Origin of the sequence: Acinetobacter sp. ABJ-A23_2, assembly GCF_044538765.1 — a bacterium.
Taxonomy (GTDB): domain Bacteria; phylum Pseudomonadota; class Gammaproteobacteria; order Pseudomonadales; family Moraxellaceae; genus Acinetobacter; species Acinetobacter nosocomialis_A.
In genome coordinates this window covers 37,700-63,270 of record NZ_JBIUCP010000010.1, presented here as the reverse complement: position 1 = coordinate 63,270, position 25,571 = coordinate 37,700, and the positions used below count along the sequence as shown (strand labels likewise).

The window sequence follows — 25,571 nt, the reverse complement described above, 5'->3', positions numbered from 1 at the left end:
ATAAATACCCTTATCCAAGAGTAATAACTATTATGCATGATTAAACATTCATCATAATTCAGAGCAGAAGATGAATACAATAAAAAACCGCCTAATATTATAAAAAAGTAAGTTGTTTAATTTGACCAAATGAGTAATTGTTCAAATAATATTAAAAATCAAAAAATGAAAAAAATCATCACAAGTATAAAAACTATCAAATAAACCGATTATGAACGGTGAAACCCCCTCTACAAGACATAGATGAATACTTTTGATTAGAAAATCATCCAAAAGACTAAGACGCTTCAACTAGCATGCGAAATTAGAAATCAGGTACAATTGGCGGGATTAATTTTGTGTTTGGTGTATTCAAAGGCCAATACATACATTCTTTGTTAAATAATAGGCCTGCCAGGAGTTATCCCCGCATGAGTGCCATTACTCCATACGACTGGGCGATTATCGCCTTCGTGATCGGCGTTACATTTCTTTGCGTCTTTATGCTCACAGTTCCCTTACTCCTCGGGGGAAAATCGTGGGGACGTGCTAAGCAAGAGCAGTTTGAATCAGGTGTCGTGAGTGCTGGTGGCGCTCGCATTCGCCTGTCTGCAAAGTTCTATCTAGTTGCAATTTTCTTCGTTGTTTTCGACTTAGAGGCACTTTACCTCTATGCATGGTCTACTTCGGTGCGTGAAGTAGGGTGGTTGGGATATACCACTGTTGTGATCTTTGTCGTTGACCTGTTAATTGCGCTTGTTTATGCCTTCTCTGTAGGTGCCTTAAGTTGGTCACCGGCAGATCGTCGTAAATCAGCTGGTGAGAAGATTAAAGTCGGTTCACCATCAATGAACATTGCTGAAATTACACGCTTTAACTCTATTGAAGAGCTCGTAACTGACCCTACAGGCCAGATTCCAGCCCAATCATCAGGTCGTGTTAAGTCAAAAACTACACCTGCATTGTCATCTGAAAAGGAGTAAGTCGGGATGAAATATACTCTGACCCGCGCGAATCCGGATGCTGATCAATACCCATTGCAAGAACGTCAAATCGTGACTGATCCGCTAGAAGAGGAAGTGAATAAAAACGTATTCATGACTCGCTTAGAGGATGTCTTGCATACAGCAGTAAACTGGGGACGTAAAAACTCTTTGTGGCCATTTAACTTTGGTACCTCATGTTGTTACGTTGAATATGCAACGACTTTAACAGGCGTGCATGACTTGTCCCGTTTCGGTGCAGAGGTTATTCGTGCTTCACCTCGTCAGGCTGACTTGATGATTGTTGCAGGTACCTGCTTTGTAAAAATGGCTCCGGTTATTCAACGTTTGTATGAACAAATGTTAGAACCTAAATGGGTTATTTCGATGGGTGCTTGTGCAAACTCTGGAGGTATGTACGACATCTATTCAGTAGTACAAGGTGTAGACAAAATTATTCCTGTTGACGTGTACGTCCCAGGTTGTCCGCCTCGTCCTGAAGCATTAATCCAAGCGTTAATGCTTTTGCAAGACCAGATTCAATTAGAGCGACGCCCGCTTTCTGCCGTGATTGGTGATGATCTTCAGCCAGTGTATAAGCCAAAGATGATGCCAGAACGTGATCGTAAGAATGCGCAGCGTATTGCCGTTAAAAACTTACGCTCTATGGATGAGATTAAATAATTTTTTGACGGTGTTTTGACATATCTAACCGATATGTTCATCGAGAAAATTGACAGAATTTGTATTAAATAGGAAGCCAAGCCAATGGCTGAAACTGACATTGCTATGCCAGAATCAACACCAGTTGATTCACGCCCAGCATTTGCAATCGTAGAAGAGCTCAAAACCAAGTTTGGTGAGAACTTCTATGTGCAGGCGACTTTTGAAGAGTTTCCAACAGTCTGGGTTGAGCGCGCACGCGTGCAAGAAGTCCTCATGTTCCTGCGTAAAGTGGAACGTCCTTATGTAATGCTGTTTGACTTATCAGCGATGGATGAGCGTTTACGTCAACATCGTGATGGTTTACCAGCATCTGACTTCACTGTGTTCTATCATTTATTATCGCTTGAGCGTAATAGTGACATTCGTATCAAGGTTGCCTTGAACGAAAATGATCTTAACCTCCCGACAGCGACAAATATCTGGCCAAATGCCAACTGGTATGAACGTGAAGCTTACGATATGTTCGGTATCAATTTCGAAGGGCATCCAATGCTCCGTCGTATCTTGTTGCCAACGTATTGGGAAGGTCACCCGCTTCGTAAAGAATATTCAGCACGTGCGACAGAATATACGCCGTACATGCAAGACAAAGCGAAGCAAGATTTTGAACAGGAACACTTACGCTTTGTACCTGAAGATTGGGGTCTTAAGCGTGGTAACGCTGACGAAGACTTCATGTTCTTGAACTTGGGCCCTAACCATCCATCTGCGCACGGTGCGTTCCGTGTTGTATTGCAGTTAGATGGCGAAGAAGTGAAGGACTGTGTACCTGATATCGGTTATCACCACCGTGGTGTGGAAAAGATGGCTGAACGTCAAACATGGCACTCTTTCATTCCTTATACTGACCGTGTTGACTACTTAGGTGGTTGTGCTCAAAACATGCCTTATGTCATGGCTGTAGAGCAAATGGCAGGTATTAAAGTTCCTGAACGTGCGCAAGTGATTCGTGTCATGTTGAACGAATTGTTCCGTATTAATAACCACTTGTTATTCTGTGGTACGGCAATTCAGGATGCCGGTGGTATGACACCAGTATTCTATATGTTCGCAGACCGTCAAAAAGTTTACGACATTGTTGAGGCAATCACGGGTTACCGTATGCACCCAGCATGGTTCCGTATTGGTGGTACAGCACATGACCTTCCAAACAACTGGCAAAAACTTGTTAAAGACTTGTTAGAGTGGATGCCAAAACGTTTGAACGAATACTACACAGCTGCACTTAAAAACTCTGTGTTTATTGGTCGTACACGTAATGTTGCTCAATACGATGCAAAATCTGCGCTTGCTTGGGGTGTAACTGGTACTGGTTTACGTGCAACAGGTATTGATTTTGACGTTCGTAAATATCGTCCATACAGTGGCTATGAAAACTTCGATTTTGATGTGCCAGTTGAGTATGAAGGCGATGCATACGCTCGTGTGCTTGTTCACTTCCGTGAAATTACTGAGTCACTCAAAATTATCAAACAGTGTTTGGATAACATGCCTTCTGGTCCATATAAAGCGGATCACCCATTGGCTGTGCCACCACCAAAAGATAAGACGTTACAAGATATTGAAACCTTGATTACGCACTTCTTGAGCGTGTCATGGGGTCCTGTCATGCCTGCTGGTGAATCATCATTCATGACTGAAGTTGTGAAAGGTGCGAGTACTTACTACTTGACTTCAGATAAATCGACTATGAGTTATCGTACTCGTATTCGTACACCGACGTTTACTCACTTACAGCAAATGCCTTCAGTGATTAACGGCAGTTTGGTATCTGACTTAATCATTTATCTGGCGACCATTGACGTGGTTATGGCTGACGTGGATCGCTAAGGGGTAACGCAAAATGATGATTCTGACTGATAAAAAACCACGTGTGAATGTTGAAGGGATTTTGACTGCTGAAGAAATCCATGAAATTGAACATCACATTGGTCACTATCCATACCCACGTGCAGCTTCTTTAGATGCACTAAAGTGCGTACAGCGCCGTAATGGTTGGGTAGATGATGCTCAAATGAACGCCATCGCACAATTATTGACGATTAGTGTTGCAGATTTAGAGGGTGTAGCAACGTTCTACAACCGTATCTATCGCCAACCTGTAGGTCGTCACGTAATTTTGCTTTGTGACTCAATTGCTTGCTTCTTAATGGGTGCTGAAACACTAGCTGAAGCATTCCAGCGCGAATTAGGTATTCAGTTTGGTCAAACGACACAAGATGGTCGTTTTACACTGCTCCCAATTTGCTGTCTAGGCAACTGTGACAAAGGCCCAACGTTAATGATTGATGAAGATACTCACGGTTTAGTTGAAGTGACATCAGTCAAACAGTTATTGGAGAAGTATGTATGAATACTGAACCAAAACCAATTTATGGCGACGGTAATCCGGAAACTCATCCACTGACTTGGCGTTTAAGCAAACAAGAAGCAGTACGTAGCGCTGATGACTATGAAGCACTCGAAGGTTATGCGGGCTTTAAAAAAGCATTAGGCATGAAACCTGCTGAAGTGTTAGACGTTATTAAAGCTGCAACTGTAAAAGGTCGTGGTGGTGCAGGCTTCCCAGCAGGGATCAAATGGTCTCTTATGGCGCCAAATGATGGTGGTCCACGTTACTTAATCTGTAACGCCGATGAGATGGAACCAGGTACCTTTAAAGACCGTTTGTTGATGGAAAAACTTCCTCACCAATTGATCGAAGGTATGTTGATTGCAGGTTATACCCTAGAAGCAACTCAAGGTTATATCTTCATTCGTGGTGAATACATCGAGGCTGCTCAATACCTAAATGAAGCGCTTGAGCAAATTCGCGCTAAAGGTTACTTAGGTGACAACATTTTAGGTTCTGGCTGGAACTTCGAGTTACACGTGCACACTGGTGCAGGTCGTTATATCTGCGGTGAAGAAACTGCATTGATTAACTCGCTTGAAGGTCGCCGTGCTAACCCACGTACTAAACCACCATTCCCGCAAGTTGCTGGTGCATGGGGTCGTCCTACGATTGTGAACAACGTTGAAACTTATAACAACTTGCCAGCAATCATGCTTCGTGGTCCAGAGTGGTATATCGGTTTATCAGCTGGTAAATCAAAAGATCCAGGCACTAAGATTTATGGTGCGTCAGGTAAAGTCAAATTCCCTGGTCTTTGGGAACTACCATTTGGTACGACTGCACGTGAAGTAATTGAAGATCATGCTGGTGGTATGCGTGAAGGCTTAAAGCTTAAAGCATGGTTACCAGGTGGTGCGTCAACTGACTTTTTACCTGCAGATACCATTGATTTACCAATGGATGCTGAAACCATTATGAAAGCAGGTTCTCGTTTAGGAACATGTTTATTGATGGTGGTAGACGAGACCCAATGTATGGTGTCGTTGACCCGTAATCTTGAAGAATTCTTTGCGCGTGAATCATGCGGTTTCTGTACACCGTGCCGTGATGGTTTGCCATGGGCTGTTAAAGCGCTTAAAGCACTTGAGACAGGTGAAGGTAAGAAAGAAGATATCGACCATTTACAAGAACTTACTCGTAAATTATGGATTGGTAAAACTTTCTGTGCCCACGCACCAGGTGCGATGGAGCCGCTTATGGGCGCACTCAAACATTTCCGTAGCGAGTTTGAAGCGAAAGTGACGAATCGTCCTGTCGTGCAAACTAGCAACGTAGAACAAGCTTAAGGGATTCGACTATGGCTACAATTCATGTCGATGGAAAATCGTACGAAGTCAATGGATCAGAAAACTTGCTACAAGCATGTTTATCCCTTGGCATTGATATTCCGTATTTTTGTTGGCACCCATCCTTAGGTTCTGTTGGTTCATGTCGTCAATGTGCCGTAACTCAGTATGCAAATCCTGAAGATACGCGCGGACGTCTTGTGATGTCATGTATGACACCAGCATCTGACAATACCTATATCTCGATTGAAGACAAAGAAGCAACGGATTTTCGTGAATCTATCGTTGAGTTCTTAATGACCAACCACCCACACGACTGTCCAGTGTGTGAAGAAGGTGGTCACTGTCATTTACAAGATATGACTGTAATGACTGGTCATGACCGTCGTCGCTACCGTTTTACTAAGCGTACACATTACAACCAAGAACTAGGCTCATTTATCGCGCATGAAATGAACCGTTGTATTGCTTGTTACCGTTGTGTTCGTTACTACAAAGACTATGCGGGCGGTACAGACTTTGGTGTGTTTGCCAATGCTTCACGTGTTTACTTTGGTCGTCCAGAATCAGGTACTTTAGAGTCTGAATTCTCTGGTAACTTGACTGAAGTATGTCCAACAGGTGTATTTACCGACAAGACGCACTCAGAACGCTATAACCGTAAATGGGACATGCAATATGCACCAAGCGTGTGTCATGGCTGTTCTTCGGGTTGTAACATTTCTCCGGGTGAGCGTTATGGCGAAATCCGTCGTGTAGAAAACCGTTTCAACGGTTCGGTTAACCAATACTTCCTTTGTGACAAAGGCCGTTTTGGCACAGGTTATGTAAACCGTGCAGATCGTCCACGTCAACCTCAATTCCGTAATGGTGAAACAGTAGCAACTGTTTCTGTTGACCAAGCTTTAGATCAAGCGATTGCGAAACTTGAAGGTAAAAAAGTTTTAGGTATTGGTTCACCACGTGCAAGCTTAGAATCAAACTATGCATTACGTGAACTTGTAGGCCAAGCAAACTACTCAACAGGTGTTGCACAAAAAGAGCAAAGTCTTGTTGAACTTGCTGCTTCAATCATGCAAACAGAGGGCATTTACAACCCGAACATGCGTGAAATTGAAAGCTATGATGCAGTATTAATTTTGGGTGAAGATTTAACTCAAACTGCACCACGTATGGCTTTGTCAGTTCGTCAAGCTGCGAAAAACAAAGCTCGCGAAATGGCTGCAAAAACACGTACGCCAGATTGGTTGGCTGAGCCTGTACAACGTATTGGTCAGGAAGCGAAATCTCCGATCTATATTTTGGCTGCAACTCAAACTCGTCTTGCCGATGTTGCGACTGGTGAAGTTGTTGCATCTCCAAATGACATCGCGCGTTTAGGTTTTGCAGTTGCTGCGGCAGTTAAAGGTGAAACAGTTAATGGTTTGGATGACGATGCAAAAGCATTTGCTCAAACTATTGCAGACACTTTAAAAGCAGCAAACAAACCATTAATTATTGCGGGTACGAGCTTGCAAGATGCTTCAATTATGGAAGCGGCAGCAGAGTTAACGCAAAACCTTGGTTCAAAAGCTGGTTTAAGTCTTGTAGTTCCTGAAGTGAACTCTATGGGCTTAGCATTGTTTGGTGGTTTAAGCCTTGAACAAGCATTTGCTCAAGACTACGACACACTTGTTATTGTTGAAAATGACTTGTTCCGTCGTTTACCAGCTGCTCAAGTTAAAGCAGCACTTGATAAAGCTGAAACGGTAATCGTGCTTGATCACAGCGAAACAGAAACTGTGAAACAGGCTGATATCGTTCTTTCAGCAGCAAGCTTTGCCGAAGGTGATGGTACTGTTGTAAGCCAAGAAGGTCGTGCACAACGCTTCTATCAAGTTTACGATCCAAGCTACTACAAGCCTGAATACGCGATTAAAGAATCTTGGCGTTGGTTGCATGCCATTGAAACTGGTCTTAAAGGTAAGCCAGTTGATTGGACATTGCTTGATGACGTTATCGAAACTATCGTTAAAAATGTTCCGGTACTTGAAGCAATTCAAGACGTTGCACCAGATGCAGGCTACCGTGTACATGGTTTGAAAATTGCGCGTGAACCACGTCGTTATTCTGGTCGTACAGCAATTCGTGCACCTTTATCGGTTCATGAACCTAAGCAACCAACAGATCCAGACTCAGCATTAACATTCTCTATGGAAGGTTATGTAGGTCCACAAAAAGCATCTTCACTTGTACCATTTGCGTGGGCTCCAGGTTGGAACTCTCCACAATCTTGGAACAAATACCAAGATGAAGTGGGCGGTCACTTAAAAGGTGGTGATTCAGGCGTTCGTTTATTCGATCGTTTAGCAAAACGTCCAGCACGTAGCTATGTTGCTCCAACTGCGGTAGTTGCAAACCCCGAAAGCTTCCGTCTTGTACCAATGCACCACATTTTTGGTTCTGGTGAATTCACGATTAAAACACCTGCAATGGAAACTCGTATTCCTGAAGCTGTATTTGCTGTGGGCGAACAAGACGCAACGCGTTTGAATCTACAAGAAGGCCAACGTATTACAGTTAAAGCAGGCGAAACTACAGTGAGCTTACCTGTACAAGTAATTGAATATTTACCTACAGGTTATATCGGTTACCCAGTTGGTTTAGCACCGACAGTATCCTTAGCTGAGCCTGTTTCAGTGGCATTAGGAGTGTAATTCATGAATCAAGAAATTATACGTCAAACGCCACTTTGGGCTGAGAACTGGCCAATTGCTTACGCAGTTGTTCAAGCAGTTGTGATTTTGCTTGTTGTAGTTTTAGTTGCAGCGTTGATGTCTTTTATTGAGCGTCGTTTGCTTGCATTGTGGCAAGACCGTTATGGTCCAAACCGTGTTGGTCCTGGTGGTATGTTCCAGATCGTTGCCGACATGCTTAAGATCATGTTCAAAGAAGACTGGACACCAAAATTTGCTGATAAATTAACTTTCCGTTTAGCTCCGGCAGTTGCGATGGCAACTGCGGTGCTTTCGTTCATGGTTATTCCTGTAAGCCCTGCATTGGGTGTTGCAGACATGAGCATTGGTCTGTTGTTCTTTATGGCAATGGCAGGTATTGCGGTTTATGCAGTGTTATTCGGTGGTTGGGCATCAAATAACAAATATTCATTACTCGGTGGCTTACGTTCAGCTGCTCAAACCATTTCTTATGAAGTGTTCTTGGGTATCTCCTTAATGGGCGTGGTTGCAATTGCTGGTTCATTTAACCTTCGTGAAATTGTTGAAGCACAACGTGATGTTTGGTTCATCATTCCACAGTTCTTAGGTTTCTTGATTTTCGTTGTTGCAGGTGTTGCGGTAACTCACCGTCACCCATTTGACCAACCTGAAGCAGAACAAGAATTGGCTGAAGGTTACCATGTTGAATATGGCGGTATGAAATGGGGTATGTTCTTCGTTGCTGAATATGTAAACGTTGTACTTATCTCTGCATTAATCGTGACTTTATTCTTTGGTGGCTGGTTAGCGCCATTCAATTTAGAAATTCCATTTATTCCACCAGTATTCTGGTTCGTGATTAAAACAGCATTCTTCGTAATGATGTTTGTATTGGCACGTGGTTCTTTAATGCGTCCACGTTATGACCAAGTCATGAACTTTGGTTGGAAAATTTGTTTGCCATTGGCGTTGGTCAACTTGTTAGTGACTGGTGCTGTGATTCTGATGAATCAGGCCTAGGACAGCAGGGAGTACAAAATGTATAAATTTCTAGCTGGATTCGGATCGATTGTACGTTCGTTGTTTATGGTATTTAGCCATGCAACGCGTAAACGTGACACGATTTTATATCCAGAAGTACCGGCTGAACAGATTGTGCCACCACGCTTTCGTGGTCGTATTGTGTTGACGCGTGACCCAGATGGGGAAGAGCGTTGTGTGGCATGTAACCTTTGTGCGGTTGCATGTCCAGTTGGCTGTATTTCATTACAAAAAGCTGAAAAAGAAGATGGTCGTTGGTATCCGGAATTTTTCCGTATCAACTTCTCTCGTTGTATTTTCTGCGGTATGTGTGAAGAAGCATGTCCAACCACAGCGATTCAAATGACTCCAGATTTCGAGTTAGGCGAATACGTACGTCAAGACCTTGTTTATGAGAAAGAAAACTTACTCATTTCAGGTCCAGGTAAATACCCAGACTACAACTTCTACCGCGTAACCGGTATGGCAATTAACGGTAAAGAGAAAGGTCAAGCACAAAAAGAAAGTGCACCAATCGATGTACGGAGTCTATTACCATGATGTGGCCGTTTTATTTGATGGCGCTCGTGGCCATCGTTTCTACGGTTCGTGTAGTGACTAACACGAACCCTGTACATGCATTGCTTAGTCTGATCGTTTCATTACTTGCTGTTGCTGGTATTTTCATGATCGTAGGTGCGCCGTTTGCCGGCGCCCTCGAAATCATTGTTTATGCTGGTGCAATTATGGTCTTGTTCGTATTCGTTGTGATGATGCTTAACTTAGGGCAACACACTGTAGAACAAGAGCGTAAATGGCTTTCTTCAGATGCTTGGGCATATCCGGCACTCATGAGCTTTTTACTTGGCTTGCTTTTAGTTTGGATGCTTGGTGGCGAATATACAACCATCTCTGCACCACTTGGAGCACAAGTAATTGGACCAAAAGTTGTTGGTCAAGCGCTCTTTACTCACTACTTATTATTGGTTGAAGTTGCCGCGATGTTATTGCTAGCAGCCCTTGTTGCAGCATACCACTTAGGTAAACGTGAACCAGGTGCAGAAGAGGAAAAAGAATAATGGGCCAGATCCCTTTAGAACATGGTTTGATTGTTGCAACCATTCTTTTTGCACTCGGTTTTTACGGTGTAATGGTGCGACGCAACCTACTATTTATGTTAATGAGCCTTGAAATCATGATGAATGCTGCTGCGTTAGCATTCGTTCTTGCGGGTAGCGTATGGGCACAACCAGATGGACAAGTGATGTTCATTCTGATTTTAACCCTTGCTGCAGCAGAGGCGTGTATCGGTCTTGCGATTGTCCTTCAGTTCTATCATCGCTTCCATCATTTGGATGTGGATGCTGCTAGTGAGATGCGCGGATGAGTTATTTATATCTAACAGTATTATTTCCGCTAATCGGTTTTATTTTATTGGCGGCAGGGCGTGATAAGCTCTCTGAAAATGTTGCAGCAATTATTGGTGTGGGTTCTGTAGGTTTATCTGCATTATTTGCATTGATTGCTGGTATGGCATTTACCAACAGCGGCCAACAGGTTTTTGTTCAAAACCTTTGGACATGGTTCAATGTTGGTGGTTTCGCTCCTGGCATTAGCTTACATTTAGATGGCTTATCTTTACTCATGATGGGCATGATCACTGGTGTTGGTTTTCTAATCCACATCTTTGCATCATGGTACATGCGTGGTGAAGAAGGTTATGCGCGTTTCTTCTCTTATTTCAACCTATTCGTTGCAAGCATGCTTGTGCTTGTATTGGGCGACAACTTGGCGTTGTTATTCTTAGGTTGGGAAGGCGTAGGTCTTTGCTCTTACTTGCTCATCGGTTTCTATTATGCAAACCCTGCAAATGGTTGGGCAGCGATCAAAGCATTTACAGTTACCCGCGTAGGTGACGTATTCTTACTTATCGCTTTATTCTTGCTTTACCAACAATTTGGTACGCTGAATACTCAGTACATCGTTGAACACGCAGCAGAAGTAATGACGAAGAGCTCGTCACTTACCATCTGGACTGCATTAATGTTGTTCTTGGGTGCTGCTGGTAAATCTGCTCAAATTCCATTGCAAACATGGTTGGCAGATGCGATGGCAGGTCCAACACCTGTTTCTGCATTAATCCACGCAGCAACAATGGTAACGGCTGGTGTGTACTTATGCTGCCGTCTATTCAGCGTATTTGAGCTTGCACCTGAAGTGATGCAATTCATTTCGGTAACAGGTGCTGTAACTTTATTAGTTGCAGGCTTTGCTGCTCTTGTACAAACAGACATCAAACGTATTTTGGCTTACTCAACAATGAGTCAGCTTGGTTATATGTTTATGGCTGTCGGTGCAGAAGCATATCAAGCTGGCTTGTTCCACATGTTGGCTCACGCATTCTTCAAAGCATTATTATTCTTGTCTTCTGGTGCGGTTATTCTTGCTTACCATCACGAACAAAATATTTTCAAAATGGGTGGTTTGTTCTACAAAAACAAATTCCTATTTGCATGTTTCGCGATTGGTGGCGGTGCATTAGCAGCGATTCCATTCTTAACAATCGGCTTCTTCTCAAAAGATGCGATTCTTGGTGAAGTTTGGGTACAAGGTCAATCAATTGCTCTATACCACACCTTATATTGGGCTGGTGTAGCAGGTGCGTTCCTGACTTCAATTTATACCTTCCGTTTAATCTGGGTTGTATTCTTCGGTAAAGAAAATACACATTACCATGAGATTAAAGGTGCAACTTACTGGGCTCCATTAGGTATTTTAGCTGTATTGTCTACTTTTGTAGGCGCTGCACTAAAAGGTCCGGTCGCTGGTATTTTAAATACAGCAAAAATTCCTGAATTCCATGTTGCTGAACAATTTGTAGAAGGCATGCATGGGGCAGAGCATTTAGCAGTAGGTATCGCGCTTGCTGGTTTAGCAGTTGGTATTGGTCTGTTTGCATTTGCTTACGGTGCAGTGAAGTCGTTTGCTCAAACAAGTCTTGGTGCTGGCTTAGCTCATATTTGTCGTACTGCATTTGGTTTCGATGCGTTGTATGACATCGTTTTTGTTAAACCTTATTTATTCTTCGCCAAACTATTTGGTCGTGATCCAATTGATAGCTTGTGGCTTGTGCTTCCTGCGCTTGTTAAAGGCGGAAACAGTTTTACAAGCTCACGTCAAACAGGTTCATTGCGTGAATACGCATCAAGCATGTCACTCGGTGTAGTGGTGTTATTGATGATCTTGATCGTTATTCAGGTAGTGGGGAAATAAAATGGAAAACAATTTAATTTTACCCGCGCTGATCCTTGTTCCGTTCATTGCAGGTTTTACTTGTTGGTTAGTCGATAAACTCGACAAAACTTTGCCACGCTGGATTGCCTTAATTGGTATGCTCATTACTTTGGGCTTAGGTCTTGCACTTTGGCAAAGTGGTACTTATACCTACGAGTTGGGCTCAAAAGTCCCAACTTGGTCAGCTGAGTTCTATTTACCGTGGATTAAATCTCTCGGTATTGGCATTCACTTAGCAGTGGATGGCTTGTCTTTACTCATGGTGTTGTTAACAGCTTTACTGGGTGTACTTGCTGTTGGTTGTTCATGGGGTGAGATTCAAAAGAACGTTGGTTTCTTCCACTTAAACTTATTATGGAGTTTAGGTGGCGTTATTGGCGTGTTCTTGGCAATCGATTTGTTCCTATTCTTCTTCTTCTGGGAGATGATGCTTGTACCAATCTACTTCTTGATTGCGTTATGGGGTCATAAAGGTTCAAACGGCCGTTCACGTGTTTACGCTGCAACTAAGTTCTTCTTATATACGCAAATCGCTGGTTTAGTGATGTTAATCGGTATCCTTGGCCTTGTGGTCTATGGTTACATGATGACTGGTATGATCGGTTTTGATTACAACTATTTATTAGCTGTAGCGAATCGTTTACCTGCTGGCTTCGCGTATGGTTTCATGATCTGCTTCTTTATTGGTTTTGCAGTGAAGTTACCAGTTTTCCCATTACATGGCTGGTTACCAGATGCCCATGCTCAAGCTCCTACAGCGGGTTCTGTAGACTTGGCTGGTATCTTGATTAAGACTGCAGCGTACGGTTTGCTCCGTTTCGTAATCCCATTCTTCCCGGCAGCTTCTGCACAGTTTGCAGATATTGCGATTATTTTCGGTTTGATTGGTATTTTCTACGGTGCTTGGTGTGCTTACCAGCAAACTGACATGAAACGTTTACTTGCGTATACGTCGATTTCACACATGGGCTTCATTTTACTTGCAATCTATGCAGGTAATATTTTGACCTTCCAAGGTCTAATGATCATGATGTTGGCACATGGTTTGTCATCTGCTGCATTGTTCATTATGTCTGGTCAAATCTACGAGCGCTTGCATACACGTGATTTGCGTTTGATGGGTGGTCTTCGTGGTCAACTCCAATACTTACCATTCTTCTTAATGTTCTTCGTAGCTGCTCTTGTTGGTGTGCCAGGTTTAGGTAACTTTATTGGTGAATTCCTGATTTTGATGGGTTCATTTAATAAATATCCTGCCTTCACGATTCTTGCTTCTATCAGCCTTGTATTTGCAGGTTTATATGGCTTGATCTTGATTCACCGTGCTTTATTTGGTGAGCCAAACCCTGAACAAAAGCAACACTACACTAGTCCATTAAAAGACTTATCTGCTCGTGAAGTTGTTATTTTGATGATTTGTGCGATTGGTCTCGTTTGGCTTGGTATCTTCCCACAAACATTCTTGGATGTATCTCATTCAAGTATGCAGTGGTTGGTCAATAGTTATGTGCCAGTACAAGAAGTCGTTGAAACTGTTCAGCAAACAGCTACTCAACTTGACCATGTGGAGATCCAATAATCATGAACTTCACAGTATCATTCTCTACGCTCATGCCATTAGCACCTGTGATGATTGTTGCGTTGACAACAGTCGTCGTCATGCTGCTCATTTCAATTAAGCGTAACCATAATTTAATCGCAACAACTTCTGTTGTCGGTTTAAACCTTGCTGCACTTTATATCTTGTTAGAACTATTTGGCGGTAAATTTGTACCGGCAAATGTGATGGGCATGTTTATGGTTGACCCATTTACTTTGTTCTATCAGTTCATGATTTTAGTTGCATCATTGGCTTGTTGTACTTTGTCTCATGCTTACATCGAGACTTATAAAGACAACCGTGAAGAACTCTATCTTCTGTTACTTGCTTCTGTAGCAGGTGCAATGTTGATGGTTGCAAGTTCTCACTATGCATCTTTCTTCATTAGCCTTGAGTTAATGTCGATTCCTGTATACGGCTTACTTGCTTATACATATCAACGTAGCCAATCGCTTGAAGCGGGTATTAAGTACCTTGTACTTTCTGCAACAGCTTCTGCGATGTTGTTGATGGGTATGGCGTATATCTACGCTTACACTGGTTCGCTTTCATTCTATGATTCGGTTCAAGCTTTATTTGGCGCAATCAAACAGCCAATGGTGTTATTAGGTTTAGCACTTATTATCTTTGCTGTTGCATTCAAATTGTCGCTTGCACCGTTCCACAAATGGACACCAGATGTATATGCAGGCGCTCCAGCTCCAATGGCAACTTTCTTAGCAACTGCTGCTAAGGTTGCGACTATTGGTTTGTTCGTACGTTATTTGCTTGCTTCTGGCGCAATTATGGTGAACTCGCTAGTGACTGTTTTGACAATCATTGCTGTATTGTCAATTTTAGTCGGTAACTTGCTCGCTGTTCGCCAAGTGAACTTAAAGCGTATTTTGGGTTATTCATCTATTGCTCACTTTGGTTATTTGTTAATTGCTTTAATCAGCATGACTTATGCGAGCTTAGGTAGCGTAACTGTGTATGTGGTGACTTATGTATTAACAACTATTGGTGCCTTTGGTGCAGTAGCGTTAATGTCTAGTCCATATAACAACGTAGATGAAGCTCAAAGCCTTGCAGACTACCGCGGTTTGTTCTGGCGTCGTCCAGTACTTACAGCAACATTAACAGTCATGATGTTATCTTTGGCTGGTATTCCATTAACAGCAGGCTTCATTGGTAAGTTTTTGGTTGTTATGGCTGCTGTAACGACTCAACACTGGTTCTTAGCTGCAATGATTATTGTAGGTAGTGGTATTGGTTTGTATTACTACTTACGTGTGATGGTTGTGATGTATATGACTCCACCTGAAACTCCTCGTATTGATGCTGATGCACATTGGGGACAAAAAGTGGGTGGTTTGATGGTATTAGCTGCTGCTGCATTAGTTATTATTTTGGGTGTATACCCAGATCCAATGATTAATTTGGCATTAAAAGCAGAAATTTTATCTCCATTACATTTCATGCTTTCGCAACAACAATAATTCTTGTGTACAAAAAAGCCTCCAAATATGGAGGCTTTTTTTTATTGATAGTTAAAAAAAGATTATAATAAATACGTTTTTATATTTTTAGGTAACATCTGTGGCCATTCAAGAAATTCGTCACCCACTTATTCGTCATAAATTAGGTTTATTACGTCGTGCTGACATCAGTACTAAGAATTTCCGTGAGCTTGCTCAAGAAGTGACTATGTTATTGACATATGAAGCAACGAAAGATTTACCAGTTGTGGATTGCGAAATTGATGGATGGGCTGGAACTGTTACTACTCAGCGTATTGCTGGTAAAAAAATAACGATTGTACCGATTTTACGTGCTGGTATCGGTATGCTTGATGGCGTGCTTAATCTGATTCCAAGTGCAAAAGTAAGTGTGTTAGGTCTGGAGCGTGATGAAGCCACTCTAGAAGTACGTACTTACTATAAAAAACTGGTTCCAGATGTTGCTAACCGTATTGCAATGATTATCGATCCAATGCTTGCAACAGGTAACTCTTTGGTTGCTGCAATTGATGTGTTAAAGGCAAGTGGATGTAAAGATATCCGTGTTATGGTATTGGTTGCAGCTCCTGAAGGAATTGCAAAGGTAGAAGCAGCGCATCCTGATATTGAGCTTTATACCGCATCTATTGATGATGGCTTAAATGAGCAAGGTTATATTGTTCCAGGTTTAGGCGATGCTGGTGACAAGATTTTTGGTAGTGTTCAAAAAGATTAATTTTTGACATAACGATAAAAAGAGACTTCATCAAACCGTATGTTTTTAAGGGCGGAATTGAAAGTCTCTTTTTATTTAGTGCAATGACTGGATTGGAAAAGTAGGGGAAAGATCATGAAACAAGAGTTTTATACTGGAAGGGTAAAACAATATAATCCCGATAAGGGTTTCGGTTTTATTTCAACCACTGAAGGAGATATTTTCTTTCATATTTCTGATTTCCCTGCATCAGAAGGTGAACCGAAAAGAAATGAAAAAGTGAGATTTCTTGCGGCAGACAATCAGGGGAAATTTAAAGCAATCAAAATTGAGCGTGTTGATCCAAACCCTGCGAAAACCAAGAAGAATAAAATTGCGGATCACAATAAAGCGATCACAAGTGAGTTATTGTCAAATTTCCGACGTTAATAATGAACTAAATGTAATATATTAAAAAACTTAAGTAATGAATTTATCAGACAAGTGTTTTGATGCGTTCAGAAAGATTAAGTGATTTAGAATTAAGGGAGATATAAATTTCCCTTAATTTTTTAAGAATGAATAATAAGATTAAAAAATGGGGAAATATGATTCAACGGGGAAAAATTAAACGCAGCAAATTCAAGCTGAGTTCAAGTGAATACATCAGTATATTTATCGTTGGCATCTTGGTTATTGTTGCATGTGTGAGTTTCACGGTATTGTACTATCGTCAGCAGGCTCAGCAGCGTGTATCACATGAAAAAGTGCATTTATTAATACAACAACAGAAGACGATTATTGAAGCACAGCGCGCAGCTTTGGGTAAGTTACCGGATGTTCAGCTTTCTGAAAAAACGAAAAAGGCTTTAGCACTTACATCTGAAAGAGCCCCGGAACGGGTAAATGATAAAACATCGGCTTTTCATTGTGATGGGCGTGAGTATTGTTCCCAAATGCACTCTTTAGAAGAGGCACGTTGGTTTGTAAGAAATTGTCCGAACACTAAAATGGATGGGAACCGTGACGGTGAGCCCTGCGAAAATGATTCTAGATGGCATTAGAAGATCAGGCTTTAAGCCTGATCTTCATCACAGAATTTTAAAAATGCTTTGAGGCCCGGCCCTTGATATTTTTGGCGATGTACCAGCATATAAAGCGGACGAGTCAGTTGCCAAAATGGTGTATCTAAAATAACAAGCTGACCTTTTTCACTTAAAGGTTCAATTGCTAATCTAGAAATACAAGACATTCCTAAACCACCAGCCACTATTTTTAAGATTGCTTCATTGTGACCAAGCGTTAAACGAATGTTGGCATCTGGTAGATCTTGCAAAATTGCATTATCAAAAACTTCACGCGTACCTGAACCTTCTTCACGTAAGATCCATTCTACTTCGTGAAAATCTTGAGGGGTAAGGGGGCGATTTAAACGTGTTAAAGGATGATCTGGGGAACAGCACACTGCTAGCTCATCATCACGCCAATGAATACATTGAAGTTGAGGTAAGTGACAAGAACCTTCAATTAAAGCTAAATCTAATTGGAACTGATTTACAGCTTCAATCATTTGGCGGGTATTACCCACTTGAAGTTGTAAATGTGCTTGCGGATGACGTTGTAAAAAGCTGGCCATTAAATCAGGCATTAAATAGTCACTGATGGTTAAGGTCGCCCCAATACGAAGGTCAATACTTTGTAATTCACCTTTTGCAGCTTGTTCAAACGCTTCACAACGTCCCAAGATTTCTAAAGCTTGTGGAAGTAAAAAACGTCCAAGATCATTAAGCTGTAAGCGCTTACCTAAACGATCAAATAAAGGAGCACCTAAGCCGTCTTCTAAATCGGCTAAAGCCATACTTGCTGCACTTTGCGTCAGTCTGACCGCATCACTGGCTTTAGTAACGGTTCCTTCTTGGGCGACTGCTACAAAAACAGCCAACTGGCGTAATGTCATCCGCATGTTTAAAAAGCCTTAACGTTTAAAAGTATTCATTATTTCGGCTGTCATGCTAACATGAGCGCACTATTTCATGCCACGTTGAAATCATGTCAATTGAAAAATTTAGCGTAGAAAAAGTTTTATCAGTTCATCGTTGGACCCCAACACTTTTCAGCTTTACCATGACTCGTCCTTCGCATTTTAAATTTACCGCAGGTCAGTTTGCGCGTATAGGTTTAAAGGTAGGTGACGAACTGGTTGTCCGTGCTTATTCGGTGGTGTCTTCTCCATTTGATGAAACGCTAGAGTTCTTCTCAATTGTTGTACCAGACGGTGCTTTCACTTCGAATCTACAGCATTTGAAAGTCGGTGATGAGCTTTATTTGGAAAAAATTCCATATGGCTATCTGACTTTGGCGCGTTATCAGCAACCTTTACCGCATGATTTATGGTTATTAGCAACAGGTACAGGTTTGGCTCCATTTTTGTCGATGCTACAAGACTTTGAGACTTGGTCTAATTATCAAAAGATTAATTTGGTTTATAGCGTCCGTACTGCAGATGAATTGGCATATGTCGATCGTATTCAAGAGATTGCTGAAACGTTTGGAGAAGGGCATAACGGCTTTAAATTTATTCCTATTATTACCCGAGACTCATCAGCGCCGTTGCATGAGCGCTTACCTGTATTAATCGAAAATGGTGAGTTAGAAAAAGCAGCAGGTTTGGAACTTAACTCAGCAACTAGTCACGTCATGTTATGTGGAAACCCACAAATGGTTGACGATACTAAAGAAGCTTTAAAACGCCGTGGTTTGACGATGAATCGTCGTGGTGAGGGAAATATTGCTGTAGAGAATTATTGGTAAAACTGAAAGTAAAAATATTTTAAGAAAGTTTTTTATGGATATGTTTATTAATGGACAAACATATCCATAAATTCACGAATTTCTGAAATCGCACTGTCGACATCTGTTGAAAGCCAAGTCGGTTCAAACAGACCTGCATAATATTCAAGACGATCTTGAGGAACAACCAAGCGGACAGGGCAGTCTTCTTCAAGTAAACGCCAAGGTAAAATAGGGACTTCATTGTCCAGAAATACATTGATATTACGAATATCAACAATCATCGCATTAACACATTCAGGGAATGGCATAACCGAGAACTCTTCGGTACGGCGACGGAAATACTCAAGATCACTCCATTTGAGCTCATAGCTTGGCTTATTAAATTCAATAATACCAATGAGATGGTCATCTCTTGTCTGATGCAAATAACATTGATGTGTGACGTCAGTGTCGAGATCAAGAGTTACGCTTTGCTGACGATACATCATAAAATTGAGTAGCTTTAAAACAAGGGGGCTTATTATAGCCTATTTTATAAAAAGTAAGCGCTAAAACATATTGTATTACAAATCGAACTTCGAAGAAGTTTATGAATAAAGTGAGATTATATTTTTAATAGTCAAAATTAATGTGGCTAAATTTTATACTAAATTTATTATTTTAAAAGTAGAGTTTTGCAACCATAGTCACCTTCGCATAATGCTTTTTCACACAATGCAACAAATCAAATTGTTATGATGAATATATAGTTAATGATAATAGAAGAGGGGAAAGAAGATGCATGATTTTTCAAAACCACCTCATGTGACGAGTCCTGAAGAGACTGCAAAAAAAAGAAGATTGCCAGTTTATATTTTAATTATTGTAGGGCTTTTTCTTCTTGCGCTTATTGTTTATATGGTTTCTGAACATAACCAATCGCCAAAACAAGAAGGGGCTTTTCAACATGAGACTACACCACATGTCATGATGGGTACTTCTGATCTGAAAACTTACAAAGGATAGTAAGCCCAACAGTATATCTCGATAGAAAGCCTTTAGGATGTGTCCTGAAGGCTTTTTTTGCAATCTTTTGCATCAATTTGTTGTATTTATGCAGAAGGATGTTGATTGAAAAATATTCAAAACATAAGGTGACATAGACCGCATTTATCGTCATTTTTTTACAACGAACTGGTGTTTTTCATTTACTGATAACACTGAAAAGAACATAACAATTGAGGACATAACAATATGAATGAATTTTTTAATGGGCCTCGCGGCGCTCAGTTTGATGCGATGTATTACTGGGATCAGTTTCATCCTATTTTAGCTGCAATTGTCATCTTACTGGTTGGCTGGATAATCGCTTTATTAGTTGCAGCAGGGGTAAAAAAACTTCTGCAAAAATTAAATACAAATGCCAAATTATCTTCAGCTACAGGACGTACTCCTAATATAGAAGGCCTCGTCTCCAAAGTCATATTCTGGTTTATTCTGATTCTTGCTGTTGTTGCTGCTTTAAATGTGCTCAACATTAGTGGAGTGAGTGGACCATTTAGCAATATGGTGAATCAGGTACTCGTCTATATTCCAAATATTATTGCTGCCGTGGTGGTGGGTTTCATTGGTTGGATCGTTGCTCGACTGGTGCGGGCGGGAATTACCAATGTGCTATCCAGAACGCAACTTGATGACAAATTAAGTAGTGAAGTAGGGGTAGGGGGAATCAGTCAGAATATTGGTGAAATTCTTTACTGGCTTGTATTATTACTTTTCCTCCCTATTGTTCTCTCAATCTTAGGGTTAACAGGTTTACTTATTCCTGTTCAAAATATGGTAAATGATGCTGTAGCATTCTTACCAAATATCTTTATTGCTGGCGTTATCGTTTTTGTTGGTTATATCTTGGCAAAAATTGTACGCGGTATTGTTGAAGGCTTAATCAATAGCTTAGGCGTTCAAGCGCAAGCTGAAAAAATTGGTCTTTTCAAAAGCTCTAATGTAGGCAAATTTTTAGGTTCATTTGTTTTTGCCATTATCATCATTACCACATTGATTGTGGCATTTGAAGCTTTAGGTATTGAGACAATTTCTCAGCCAGCAACAGCAATGCTCAATGAAATCTTGCAAGCGATTCCAAACATTATTGCTGCTGGTTTAATTTTACTGGTTGCTTATATTGTTTCTCGTTTTGTTGGACGCTTGGTTGCTGAACTCATTGCAGGAACAGGTGTAGATGAAATCCCTGCAAAATTAGATGTACAACGCTTTTTCGGTCAAACTAAAGTTTCTGGTGCTGTTGGCTGGTTAATCGTGTTCTTTACCATGTTGTTTGCAGTTTCAGAAGCTGCTGACCGTCTTGGCTTTGAACAGATTAGTGGTCTAATCGCAATGTTTATCCACTTCGGTGCAAACATTCTATTGGGCGCTGTGATTTTGGTGATTGGTTTCTGGCTTGCAAATGTGGTGGCGAACGTAGTTCAGCGCGGTGAATATAACAGTTCGCGTTGGTTAGGTAGTTTGGTTCGTGTCTTAATTATTGGCTTAGTCCTTGCGCTTGGTTTAAAAGCGATGGGTATTGCTGATTCGATTGTGAATCTTGCATTTGGCTTAACTCTAGGTGCAGTTGCAGTGGCTTTCGCGCTTGCATTTGGCTTAGGTGGTCGTCAACCAGCGGAAAGACTATTGTCTGACTTGCTTGATAAAGCGAAAAAAGAAGCTAATCAACCAAATCCTTTATATCAACCACCTTCTACTACAACAGCAAGTACGTCTTCAGCTTCAACTTCGCCAACGACTACAACTTCATCATCAACTGTTTCATCTGATGCAAAACCAGCTGATTCTGCACAAGTAAATCCATCACAACCACCAGTAAATAAACCTTTTGGTTCTACTGGCGAAAATGATGAAATTTAGTAGGTGTAACTAATTTTCAGATAAACAGTACAAAAAATCTTTGATTTTTGTGATAAGTTCGACCACTCTATATTGAGTGGTCGTTCTGTCTTTGACAGCTATAAAAACAAATAAGTGAGGAAAATACGATGAAAAAGCCTGGTCGTTTTTTAGCACCTGTTGTAATTGCTGGGATTACCGTTGGTTTTTTAGCAAGTGCTTATAAATTTGTGTTTAGCAAATCCGATTCATCAAAACAGGCAACAACGCATACACGTGATGCTGAAAAATCATCAAGTGAAGCGAAAGCAGCAAATTAGCTTATTCGACATTTAAACATATTGTGCTGCTGCATAAGCAGAAGACCAAGCCCATTGGAAGTTATAGCCTCCTAAATGGCCGGTCACATCCAGTACTTCTCCAATAAAGAACAGTCCTTTCTGTTTTTTACTTTCCAGTGTTTTAGATGAAACTTCGGTTGTATCAATTCCACCTAAGGTCACTTCGGCAGTACGGTATCCTTCAGTGCCTGATGGTTTAACCGAAAAACCATGTAACTGCTCGGCAATATGCTCTAGCTGTGCATCACTAATATTACCAATCGCCGTTTCGCTATGCTCTGGCCATATGAGTTGTTGTAGCTCTTGTACAATACTTTTCGCGGTAAATTCATTTAGAAGGGTACGCAATAAAACTTTCGGCTGTGATTTCTTTTTGTCTTTTAAATAACTTGTTAAGTCTTGGCTTGGGAAAAAGTCAATTTTAAAACTTTCACCAGTATTCCAATAGTTAGAAAGCTGTAAGGAACTTGGTCCACTTAAGCCACGATGGGTAAATAATAACGCTTCAGTAAAGCTATTTTTTGAGTTGCTTAAAGTCACATCTAAAGCATTGCCACTTAAACGTGTGGTGACTTCTTTAATATGATCTGAAAAAGTAAATGGAACTAAACCAGCACGGGTAGGGAAAACTGTATGTCCAAATTTTTGTGCTAGTTCATAGCCAAATCCAGAACCGCCCAAAGTCGGAATAGATAAGCCGCCTGTAGCAACAACTAATGACTCACAGCTAAATCGACCTTGGTTGGTGTGTACAGAAAAACCACCTTGTTCTAAGGGATCAATCTGTCCAACTTCGCAATGGGTTTGGATTTCAACATTGTTGGTTTTATTACACTCACTCACAAGCATTTCTAAAATTTCTTTAGCGCCGTTTAGCGTAAATAATTGCCCGTGTTTTCGTTCTTCATAGGCAATTCCATAATCACATACCAACCCAATAAAGTCCCAGTTGCTATAGCGTGACAGGGCAGAAATGACAAAGTGCGGATTATGAGAAATATAGTTATCAGGCTCTACATAGAGGTTGGTAAAGTTACACTTGCCTCCGCCCGACATTAAAATCTTTTTACCAATTTTGTTGGCTTTTTCTAAAATTAAAACCGAGCGCCCTCGTTTAGCAGCATGTGCAGCCAACATGAGTCCAGAAGCGCCTGCACCTAAGACAATGACATCGACATGACTGTTAGACATAAGAGATTCTCGATTAATCGTGAAAATTTAAAAGGGGCATATACTACCATGTCAGCACTTACTCGTGCTAAAGACATTTATTGCGGTAGAGAAAACGTTAGCTAAAAGTGAGTGAATTATTGGTGTGATTTATTTCTTATATCTGCCTGTAAACCACCAGAATGAATAGCCAGAATACGAGTTTCTTCAGAAAAGTAATTATTCTTTATAAGGTCAAACAGACCGAACATCATTTTTCCCGTATAGATCGGTTCAAGAGGCACGGTATATTGCTTTTCAAAACCTTCAATAAATGCAAATAGTTCAGGTGACGTTTTCGCATAGCCACCGCAACAATAAGCATCAGTGAGCGACCAATTCTGTTTTTTAGTCCACTGCTGAATCTCTTGTTGTAAAAAGTCACCTTTTAAAGCCGAAAATCCTAAAACTTTTTGATGTGTTGAACTTTTTTCAATGAGCCCTGAAATCGTTCCTCCAGTTCCAACTGCACAACAAATGACATCATAGTTTTGTAAATCACTTTGACTGAGAATTTCCTGACATCCTTGTACTGCTAGCTCATTAGAACCACCTTCAGGAATAATGAAAGTTTCAGGAAATTGATTGTGTAATTGTTGAAGGTAGTTTGCGTCATCCCTCAAGCGATATTCATTGCGTGAGACAAAATGTAGCTGCATTCCCAAACTTTGAGCTTTTGCCAAGGTGGGGTTGAGAGGCTTACTTGCTAACTCTTCACCGCGAATAATTCCTATACTGTGTAAGCCAAAAACATGAGCTGCATAAGCAGTTGCAGCAATATGATTTGAGTAAGCCCCACCAAAAGTCAAAATAGTTGATAGACCTTGTTGTTTTGCGGCAAGCAGATTGTATTTTAGTTTGAAAAATTTATTGCCCGAAATTTGAGGATGAATTAGATCTACCCTTTTAATGTCGAGATAAACAGATGAGGAGAGTTTAATGTGCTGATAGGAAGTAGGCTGGGCAATGTGATCAAACATTAGAAATTGAGAAAAATAATGAATGATCACATTGTAGCTTTTTCAAGAGAACTTTAAAAAGCTGATTAAGAGCTTGTATCGACAGAAGTAATCACTGACATGCCAGGGCGTAAGTGTTCCATTCCTTCCTGATTCGGATCTATGGTGATACGCACAGCAATACGTTGCACAACTTTGGTAAAGTTACCTGTCGCATTGTCTGGCTTTAAAACACTAAACTCGGAACCCGCAGCAGGCGAAATTTGTTCAACATGTCCTGTAAATTTCTTATGATTCATTGCATCGACTGTAAACCATGCTTTTTGACCAATTCGCATATTGGCAATTTGGGTTTCTTTAAAGTTAGCAATCACCCAAGTTTGTTGTGGAATTAAGTAGAGTAACTGTGAGCCTGCTGCTACATATTGTCCAACACGAGGATTTACTTCACCCAGTTGACCATCCATTGGAGCTACAATAACGCTATAGTCTTTGGTGGTTTGCGCTTGGTCTAACTGTGCTTTAGCACTTGAAACTTGTGCTTCTAGGCCAGCTTCTGCGACCTGTGCGGTTTTCAAAGCCTCTTTTGCAACTAAGACATTTGCTTCTGCTTGCTTAAGTGCTGCAAGGTTATTCTCGGCATCAGCAGCAGCTTTATCTTGCTCAGATTTAGAAGCGGCTCCACTATTTCCTAACTGTTGATAACGTCTAAGCTGTGCCAAAGAGAGTTCGTATTGAGCTTTCACTTGATCTACTTTGGCTTGTGCCGCAACAATATCAGCCTGTTTTTGAGCGATGGATTGGGTTTGGTTGGCTAAAGTATTTTTAGCTTGTTCAACTCCAGAAGCCGCCTGAGTTACTTTTTGGTCATAAGTAGTCGCATCAATATGCATGAGCACTTGACCCTTTTTAACGTGGTCAAAGTCTTTTACCAATACATCTTTTACATAGCCATTAATTTGTGACGATAAAACAGTGGTTTTACCTTTGACATAACTATTGTCAGTTTGTTGGACACTCGTGGCAAAAGGTCCGATTCTCCATGCCCATAAAATCACTAAAATACCAATAATAAGCACACCCAACATCCATAGTAGGGTTGAGCGTTTTGTCGGAATCAGTTTACTTGCAGGTGCAGGTGCAGGTGCAGGTGCAGGTGCAGGTGTTGGCTCGTTGGCAGGTGCCTGAGCAGGTGTTTGTTCCGGTTTGTTTTGATCATCTGACATATATCAATCTCA

The 25,571-nt window shown here is 41.1% G+C and carries 25 protein-coding genes; 20 read left to right on the top strand and 5 right to left on the bottom strand.

Going from position 1 to position 25,571, the window contains the following annotated elements; translation table 11 throughout:
- The first annotated feature begins 410 nt into the window (after nt 1–410).
- The 16 genes from ndhC to ACH63V_RS05610 all read left to right on the top strand — a co-directional run bounded on the left by ndhC (nt 411) and on the right by ACH63V_RS05610 (nt 17,215).
- The gene (gene ndhC, locus ACH63V_RS05685; protein WP_263613015.1) at nt 411–962 is read left to right on the top strand and encodes an NADH-quinone oxidoreductase subunit A; all 552 of its coding nucleotides are present in this window, start codon (nt 411–413) and stop codon (nt 960–962) included.
- A 6-nt stretch (nt 963–968) separates the two neighbouring features.
- On the top strand, nt 969–1,646 hold the full coding sequence (locus ACH63V_RS05680) for an NADH-quinone oxidoreductase subunit B family protein (protein WP_002050353.1): 678 nt from the start codon (nt 969–971) through the stop codon (nt 1,644–1,646).
- An 84-nt stretch (nt 1,647–1,730) separates the two neighbouring features.
- Nucleotides 1,731–3,518: an NADH-quinone oxidoreductase subunit C/D gene (gene nuoC / locus ACH63V_RS05675; protein ID WP_396462956.1), complete on the top strand. Its 1,788-nt coding sequence runs from the start codon at nt 1,731–1,733 to the stop codon at nt 3,516–3,518.
- A 13-nt stretch (nt 3,519–3,531) separates the two neighbouring features.
- Nucleotides 3,532–4,041, top strand: coding sequence for an NADH-quinone oxidoreductase subunit NuoE (gene nuoE / locus ACH63V_RS05670; RefSeq protein WP_002050341.1), 510 nt, complete (start codon nt 3,532–3,534; stop codon nt 4,039–4,041).
- Nucleotides 4,038–5,369, top strand: coding sequence for an NADH-quinone oxidoreductase subunit NuoF (nuoF, locus tag ACH63V_RS05665; RefSeq protein ID WP_263613016.1), 1,332 nt, complete (start codon nt 4,038–4,040; stop codon nt 5,367–5,369). Before nuoE ends, nuoF begins: the two co-directional genes overlap by 4 nt.
- 11 nt (nt 5,370–5,380) lie before the next feature.
- On the top strand, nt 5,381–8,065 hold the full coding sequence (gene nuoG, locus ACH63V_RS05660; RefSeq protein ID WP_263613017.1) for an NADH-quinone oxidoreductase subunit NuoG: 2,685 nt from the start codon (nt 5,381–5,383) through the stop codon (nt 8,063–8,065).
- Between the two features lie 3 nt (nt 8,066–8,068).
- Complete coding sequence (gene nuoH / locus ACH63V_RS05655; RefSeq protein WP_396462955.1) at nt 8,069–9,085, top strand: NADH-quinone oxidoreductase subunit NuoH; 1,017 nt, start codon at nt 8,069–8,071, stop codon at nt 9,083–9,085.
- 18 nt (nt 9,086–9,103) lie between these two features.
- Nucleotides 9,104–9,646 (top strand): NADH-quinone oxidoreductase subunit NuoI, encoded by a 543-nt coding sequence (gene nuoI, locus ACH63V_RS05650; protein ID WP_263613019.1) that lies wholly within the window; start codon nt 9,104–9,106, stop codon nt 9,644–9,646.
- Nucleotides 9,646–10,164 (top strand): NADH-quinone oxidoreductase subunit J, encoded by a 519-nt coding sequence (gene nuoJ / locus ACH63V_RS05645; protein ID WP_014205902.1) that lies wholly within the window; start codon nt 9,646–9,648, stop codon nt 10,162–10,164. The genes nuoI and nuoJ overlap by 1 nt, the downstream gene beginning before the upstream one ends.
- Entirely contained in the window at nt 10,164–10,472 is a 309-nt protein-coding gene (gene nuoK / locus ACH63V_RS05640; protein ID WP_000529822.1) for an NADH-quinone oxidoreductase subunit NuoK, read from the top strand. Before nuoJ ends, nuoK begins: the two co-directional genes overlap by 1 nt.
- Nucleotides 10,469–12,358, top strand: coding sequence for an NADH-quinone oxidoreductase subunit L (nuoL, locus tag ACH63V_RS05635; RefSeq protein ID WP_263613020.1), 1,890 nt, complete (start codon nt 10,469–10,471; stop codon nt 12,356–12,358). The genes nuoK and nuoL overlap by 4 nt, the downstream gene beginning before the upstream one ends.
- Before the next feature lies 1 nt (nt 12,359).
- Nucleotides 12,360–13,958: an NADH-quinone oxidoreductase subunit M gene (nuoM, locus tag ACH63V_RS05630; protein WP_019457080.1), complete on the top strand. Its 1,599-nt coding sequence runs from the start codon at nt 12,360–12,362 to the stop codon at nt 13,956–13,958.
- Between the two features lie 2 nt (nt 13,959–13,960).
- The gene (nuoN, locus tag ACH63V_RS05625) at nt 13,961–15,457 is read left to right on the top strand and encodes an NADH-quinone oxidoreductase subunit NuoN (protein WP_002050422.1); all 1,497 of its coding nucleotides are present in this window, start codon (nt 13,961–13,963) and stop codon (nt 15,455–15,457) included.
- A 100-nt stretch (nt 15,458–15,557) separates the two neighbouring features.
- Nucleotides 15,558–16,193, top strand: a complete 636-nt coding sequence (upp, locus tag ACH63V_RS05620; protein WP_019457078.1) for a uracil phosphoribosyltransferase — start codon at nt 15,558–15,560, stop codon at nt 16,191–16,193.
- 114 nt (nt 16,194–16,307) lie between these two features.
- The gene (locus ACH63V_RS05615) at nt 16,308–16,601 is read left to right on the top strand and encodes a cold shock domain-containing protein (protein WP_348888420.1); all 294 of its coding nucleotides are present in this window, start codon (nt 16,308–16,310) and stop codon (nt 16,599–16,601) included.
- 158 nt (nt 16,602–16,759) lie between these two features.
- Nucleotides 16,760–17,215: an excalibur calcium-binding domain-containing protein gene (locus tag ACH63V_RS05610; protein ID WP_311086663.1), complete on the top strand. Its 456-nt coding sequence runs from the start codon at nt 16,760–16,762 to the stop codon at nt 17,213–17,215.
- Between the two features lie 11 nt (nt 17,216–17,226).
- Here the strand turns inward: ACH63V_RS05610 and gigC are convergent, their stop codons facing one another.
- The gene (gene gigC, locus ACH63V_RS05605; protein ID WP_151739721.1) at nt 17,227–18,114 is read right to left on the bottom strand and encodes a LysR family transcriptional regulator GigC; all 888 of its coding nucleotides are present in this window, start codon (nt 18,112–18,114) and stop codon (nt 17,227–17,229) included.
- An 86-nt stretch (nt 18,115–18,200) separates the two neighbouring features.
- Between gigC and ACH63V_RS05600 the strand changes: the two genes are divergently transcribed.
- Nucleotides 18,201–18,962: a ferredoxin--NADP reductase gene (locus tag ACH63V_RS05600; RefSeq protein WP_039251647.1), complete on the top strand. Its 762-nt coding sequence runs from the start codon at nt 18,201–18,203 to the stop codon at nt 18,960–18,962.
- A 47-nt stretch (nt 18,963–19,009) separates the two neighbouring features.
- On the opposite strand, the gene ACH63V_RS05595 is transcribed toward ACH63V_RS05600, so the two are convergent.
- Nucleotides 19,010–19,429 carry a hypothetical protein gene (locus tag ACH63V_RS05595; protein WP_171249067.1) on the bottom strand — a complete coding sequence of 140 codons (420 nt, stop codon included), beginning with the start codon at nt 19,427–19,429 and terminating at the stop codon, nt 19,010–19,012.
- Nucleotides 19,430–19,721: 292 nt separating this feature from the next.
- Between ACH63V_RS05595 and ACH63V_RS05590 the strand changes: the two genes are divergently transcribed.
- From ACH63V_RS05590 to ACH63V_RS05580, 3 genes are all read left to right on the top strand, one after another.
- A complete protein-coding gene (locus ACH63V_RS05590) occupies nt 19,722–19,949 on the top strand; it encodes a hypothetical protein (protein WP_263613023.1) in 228 nt (75 codons plus the stop codon).
- A 228-nt stretch (nt 19,950–20,177) separates the two neighbouring features.
- A complete protein-coding gene (locus ACH63V_RS05585) occupies nt 20,178–21,845 on the top strand; it encodes a mechanosensitive ion channel (protein WP_311070181.1) in 1,668 nt (555 codons plus the stop codon).
- Nucleotides 21,846–21,973: 128 nt separating this feature from the next.
- Complete coding sequence (locus ACH63V_RS05580) at nt 21,974–22,144, top strand: hypothetical protein (RefSeq protein ID WP_019457074.1); 171 nt, start codon at nt 21,974–21,976, stop codon at nt 22,142–22,144.
- 12 nt (nt 22,145–22,156) lie between these two features.
- Here ACH63V_RS05580 and ACH63V_RS05575 read toward each other — a convergent pair whose 3' ends face one another.
- The 3 genes from ACH63V_RS05575 to ACH63V_RS05565 all read right to left on the bottom strand — a co-directional run bounded on the left by ACH63V_RS05575 (nt 22,157) and on the right by ACH63V_RS05565 (nt 25,559).
- A complete protein-coding gene (locus ACH63V_RS05575) occupies nt 22,157–23,356 on the bottom strand; it encodes an NAD(P)/FAD-dependent oxidoreductase (RefSeq protein WP_396462954.1) in 1,200 nt (399 codons plus the stop codon).
- Between the two features lie 116 nt (nt 23,357–23,472).
- On the bottom strand, nt 23,473–24,354 hold the full coding sequence (locus ACH63V_RS05570; protein ID WP_396462953.1) for a 1-aminocyclopropane-1-carboxylate deaminase/D-cysteine desulfhydrase: 882 nt from the start codon (nt 24,352–24,354) through the stop codon (nt 23,473–23,475).
- A 65-nt stretch (nt 24,355–24,419) separates the two neighbouring features.
- Nucleotides 24,420–25,559, bottom strand: coding sequence for an HlyD family secretion protein (locus ACH63V_RS05565; RefSeq protein WP_188198319.1), 1,140 nt, complete (start codon nt 25,557–25,559; stop codon nt 24,420–24,422).
- Between the last annotated feature and the right edge of the window lie 12 nt (nt 25,560–25,571).

Bases quoted from the DNA above. Each gene is read 5' to 3' on its own strand.
- ACH63V_RS05570 (WP_396462953.1), bottom strand. From the start codon at position 24,354: ATGTTTGATCACATTGCCCAGCCTACTTCCTATCAGCACATTAAACTC.
- nuoN (WP_002050422.1), top strand. From the start codon at position 13,961: ATGAACTTCACAGTATCATTCTCTACGCTCATGCCATTAGCACCTGTG.
- ACH63V_RS05600 (WP_039251647.1), top strand. From the start codon at position 18,201: ATGTCAATTGAAAAATTTAGCGTAGAAAAAGTTTTATCAGTTCATCGT.
- nuoL (WP_263613020.1), top strand. From the start codon at position 10,469: ATGAGTTATTTATATCTAACAGTATTATTTCCGCTAATCGGTTTTATT.
- nuoJ (WP_014205902.1), top strand. From the start codon at position 9,646: ATGTGGCCGTTTTATTTGATGGCGCTCGTGGCCATCGTTTCTACGGTT.
- ACH63V_RS05615 (WP_348888420.1), top strand. From the start codon at position 16,308: ATGAAACAAGAGTTTTATACTGGAAGGGTAAAACAATATAATCCCGAT.
- ACH63V_RS05610 (WP_311086663.1), top strand. From the start codon at position 16,760: ATGATTCAACGGGGAAAAATTAAACGCAGCAAATTCAAGCTGAGTTCA.
- ACH63V_RS05680 (WP_002050353.1), top strand. From the start codon at position 969: ATGAAATATACTCTGACCCGCGCGAATCCGGATGCTGATCAATACCCA.
- nuoI (WP_263613019.1), top strand. From the start codon at position 9,104: ATGTATAAATTTCTAGCTGGATTCGGATCGATTGTACGTTCGTTGTTT.
- ndhC (WP_263613015.1), top strand. From the start codon at position 411: ATGAGTGCCATTACTCCATACGACTGGGCGATTATCGCCTTCGTGATC.
- ACH63V_RS05595 (WP_171249067.1), bottom strand. From the start codon at position 19,429: ATGTATCGTCAGCAAAGCGTAACTCTTGATCTCGACACTGACGTCACA.
- nuoE (WP_002050341.1), top strand. From the start codon at position 3,532: ATGATGATTCTGACTGATAAAAAACCACGTGTGAATGTTGAAGGGATT.
- ACH63V_RS05565 (WP_188198319.1), bottom strand. From the start codon at position 25,559: ATGTCAGATGATCAAAACAAACCGGAACAAACACCTGCTCAGGCACCT.
- ACH63V_RS05585 (WP_311070181.1), top strand. From the start codon at position 20,178: ATGAATGAATTTTTTAATGGGCCTCGCGGCGCTCAGTTTGATGCGATG.
- gigC (WP_151739721.1), bottom strand. From the start codon at position 18,114: ATGCGGATGACATTACGCCAGTTGGCTGTTTTTGTAGCAGTCGCCCAA.
- nuoF (WP_263613016.1), top strand. From the start codon at position 4,038: ATGAATACTGAACCAAAACCAATTTATGGCGACGGTAATCCGGAAACT.
- nuoK (WP_000529822.1), top strand. From the start codon at position 10,164: ATGGGCCAGATCCCTTTAGAACATGGTTTGATTGTTGCAACCATTCTT.
- nuoM (WP_019457080.1), top strand. From the start codon at position 12,360: ATGGAAAACAATTTAATTTTACCCGCGCTGATCCTTGTTCCGTTCATT.
- ACH63V_RS05590 (WP_263613023.1), top strand. From the start codon at position 19,722: ATGCATGATTTTTCAAAACCACCTCATGTGACGAGTCCTGAAGAGACT.
- nuoH (WP_396462955.1), top strand. From the start codon at position 8,069: ATGAATCAAGAAATTATACGTCAAACGCCACTTTGGGCTGAGAACTGG.
- ACH63V_RS05580 (WP_019457074.1), top strand. From the start codon at position 21,974: ATGAAAAAGCCTGGTCGTTTTTTAGCACCTGTTGTAATTGCTGGGATT.
- ACH63V_RS05575 (WP_396462954.1), bottom strand. From the start codon at position 23,356: ATGTCTAACAGTCATGTCGATGTCATTGTCTTAGGTGCAGGCGCTTCT.
- nuoG (WP_263613017.1), top strand. From the start codon at position 5,381: ATGGCTACAATTCATGTCGATGGAAAATCGTACGAAGTCAATGGATCA.
- nuoC (WP_396462956.1), top strand. From the start codon at position 1,731: ATGGCTGAAACTGACATTGCTATGCCAGAATCAACACCAGTTGATTCA.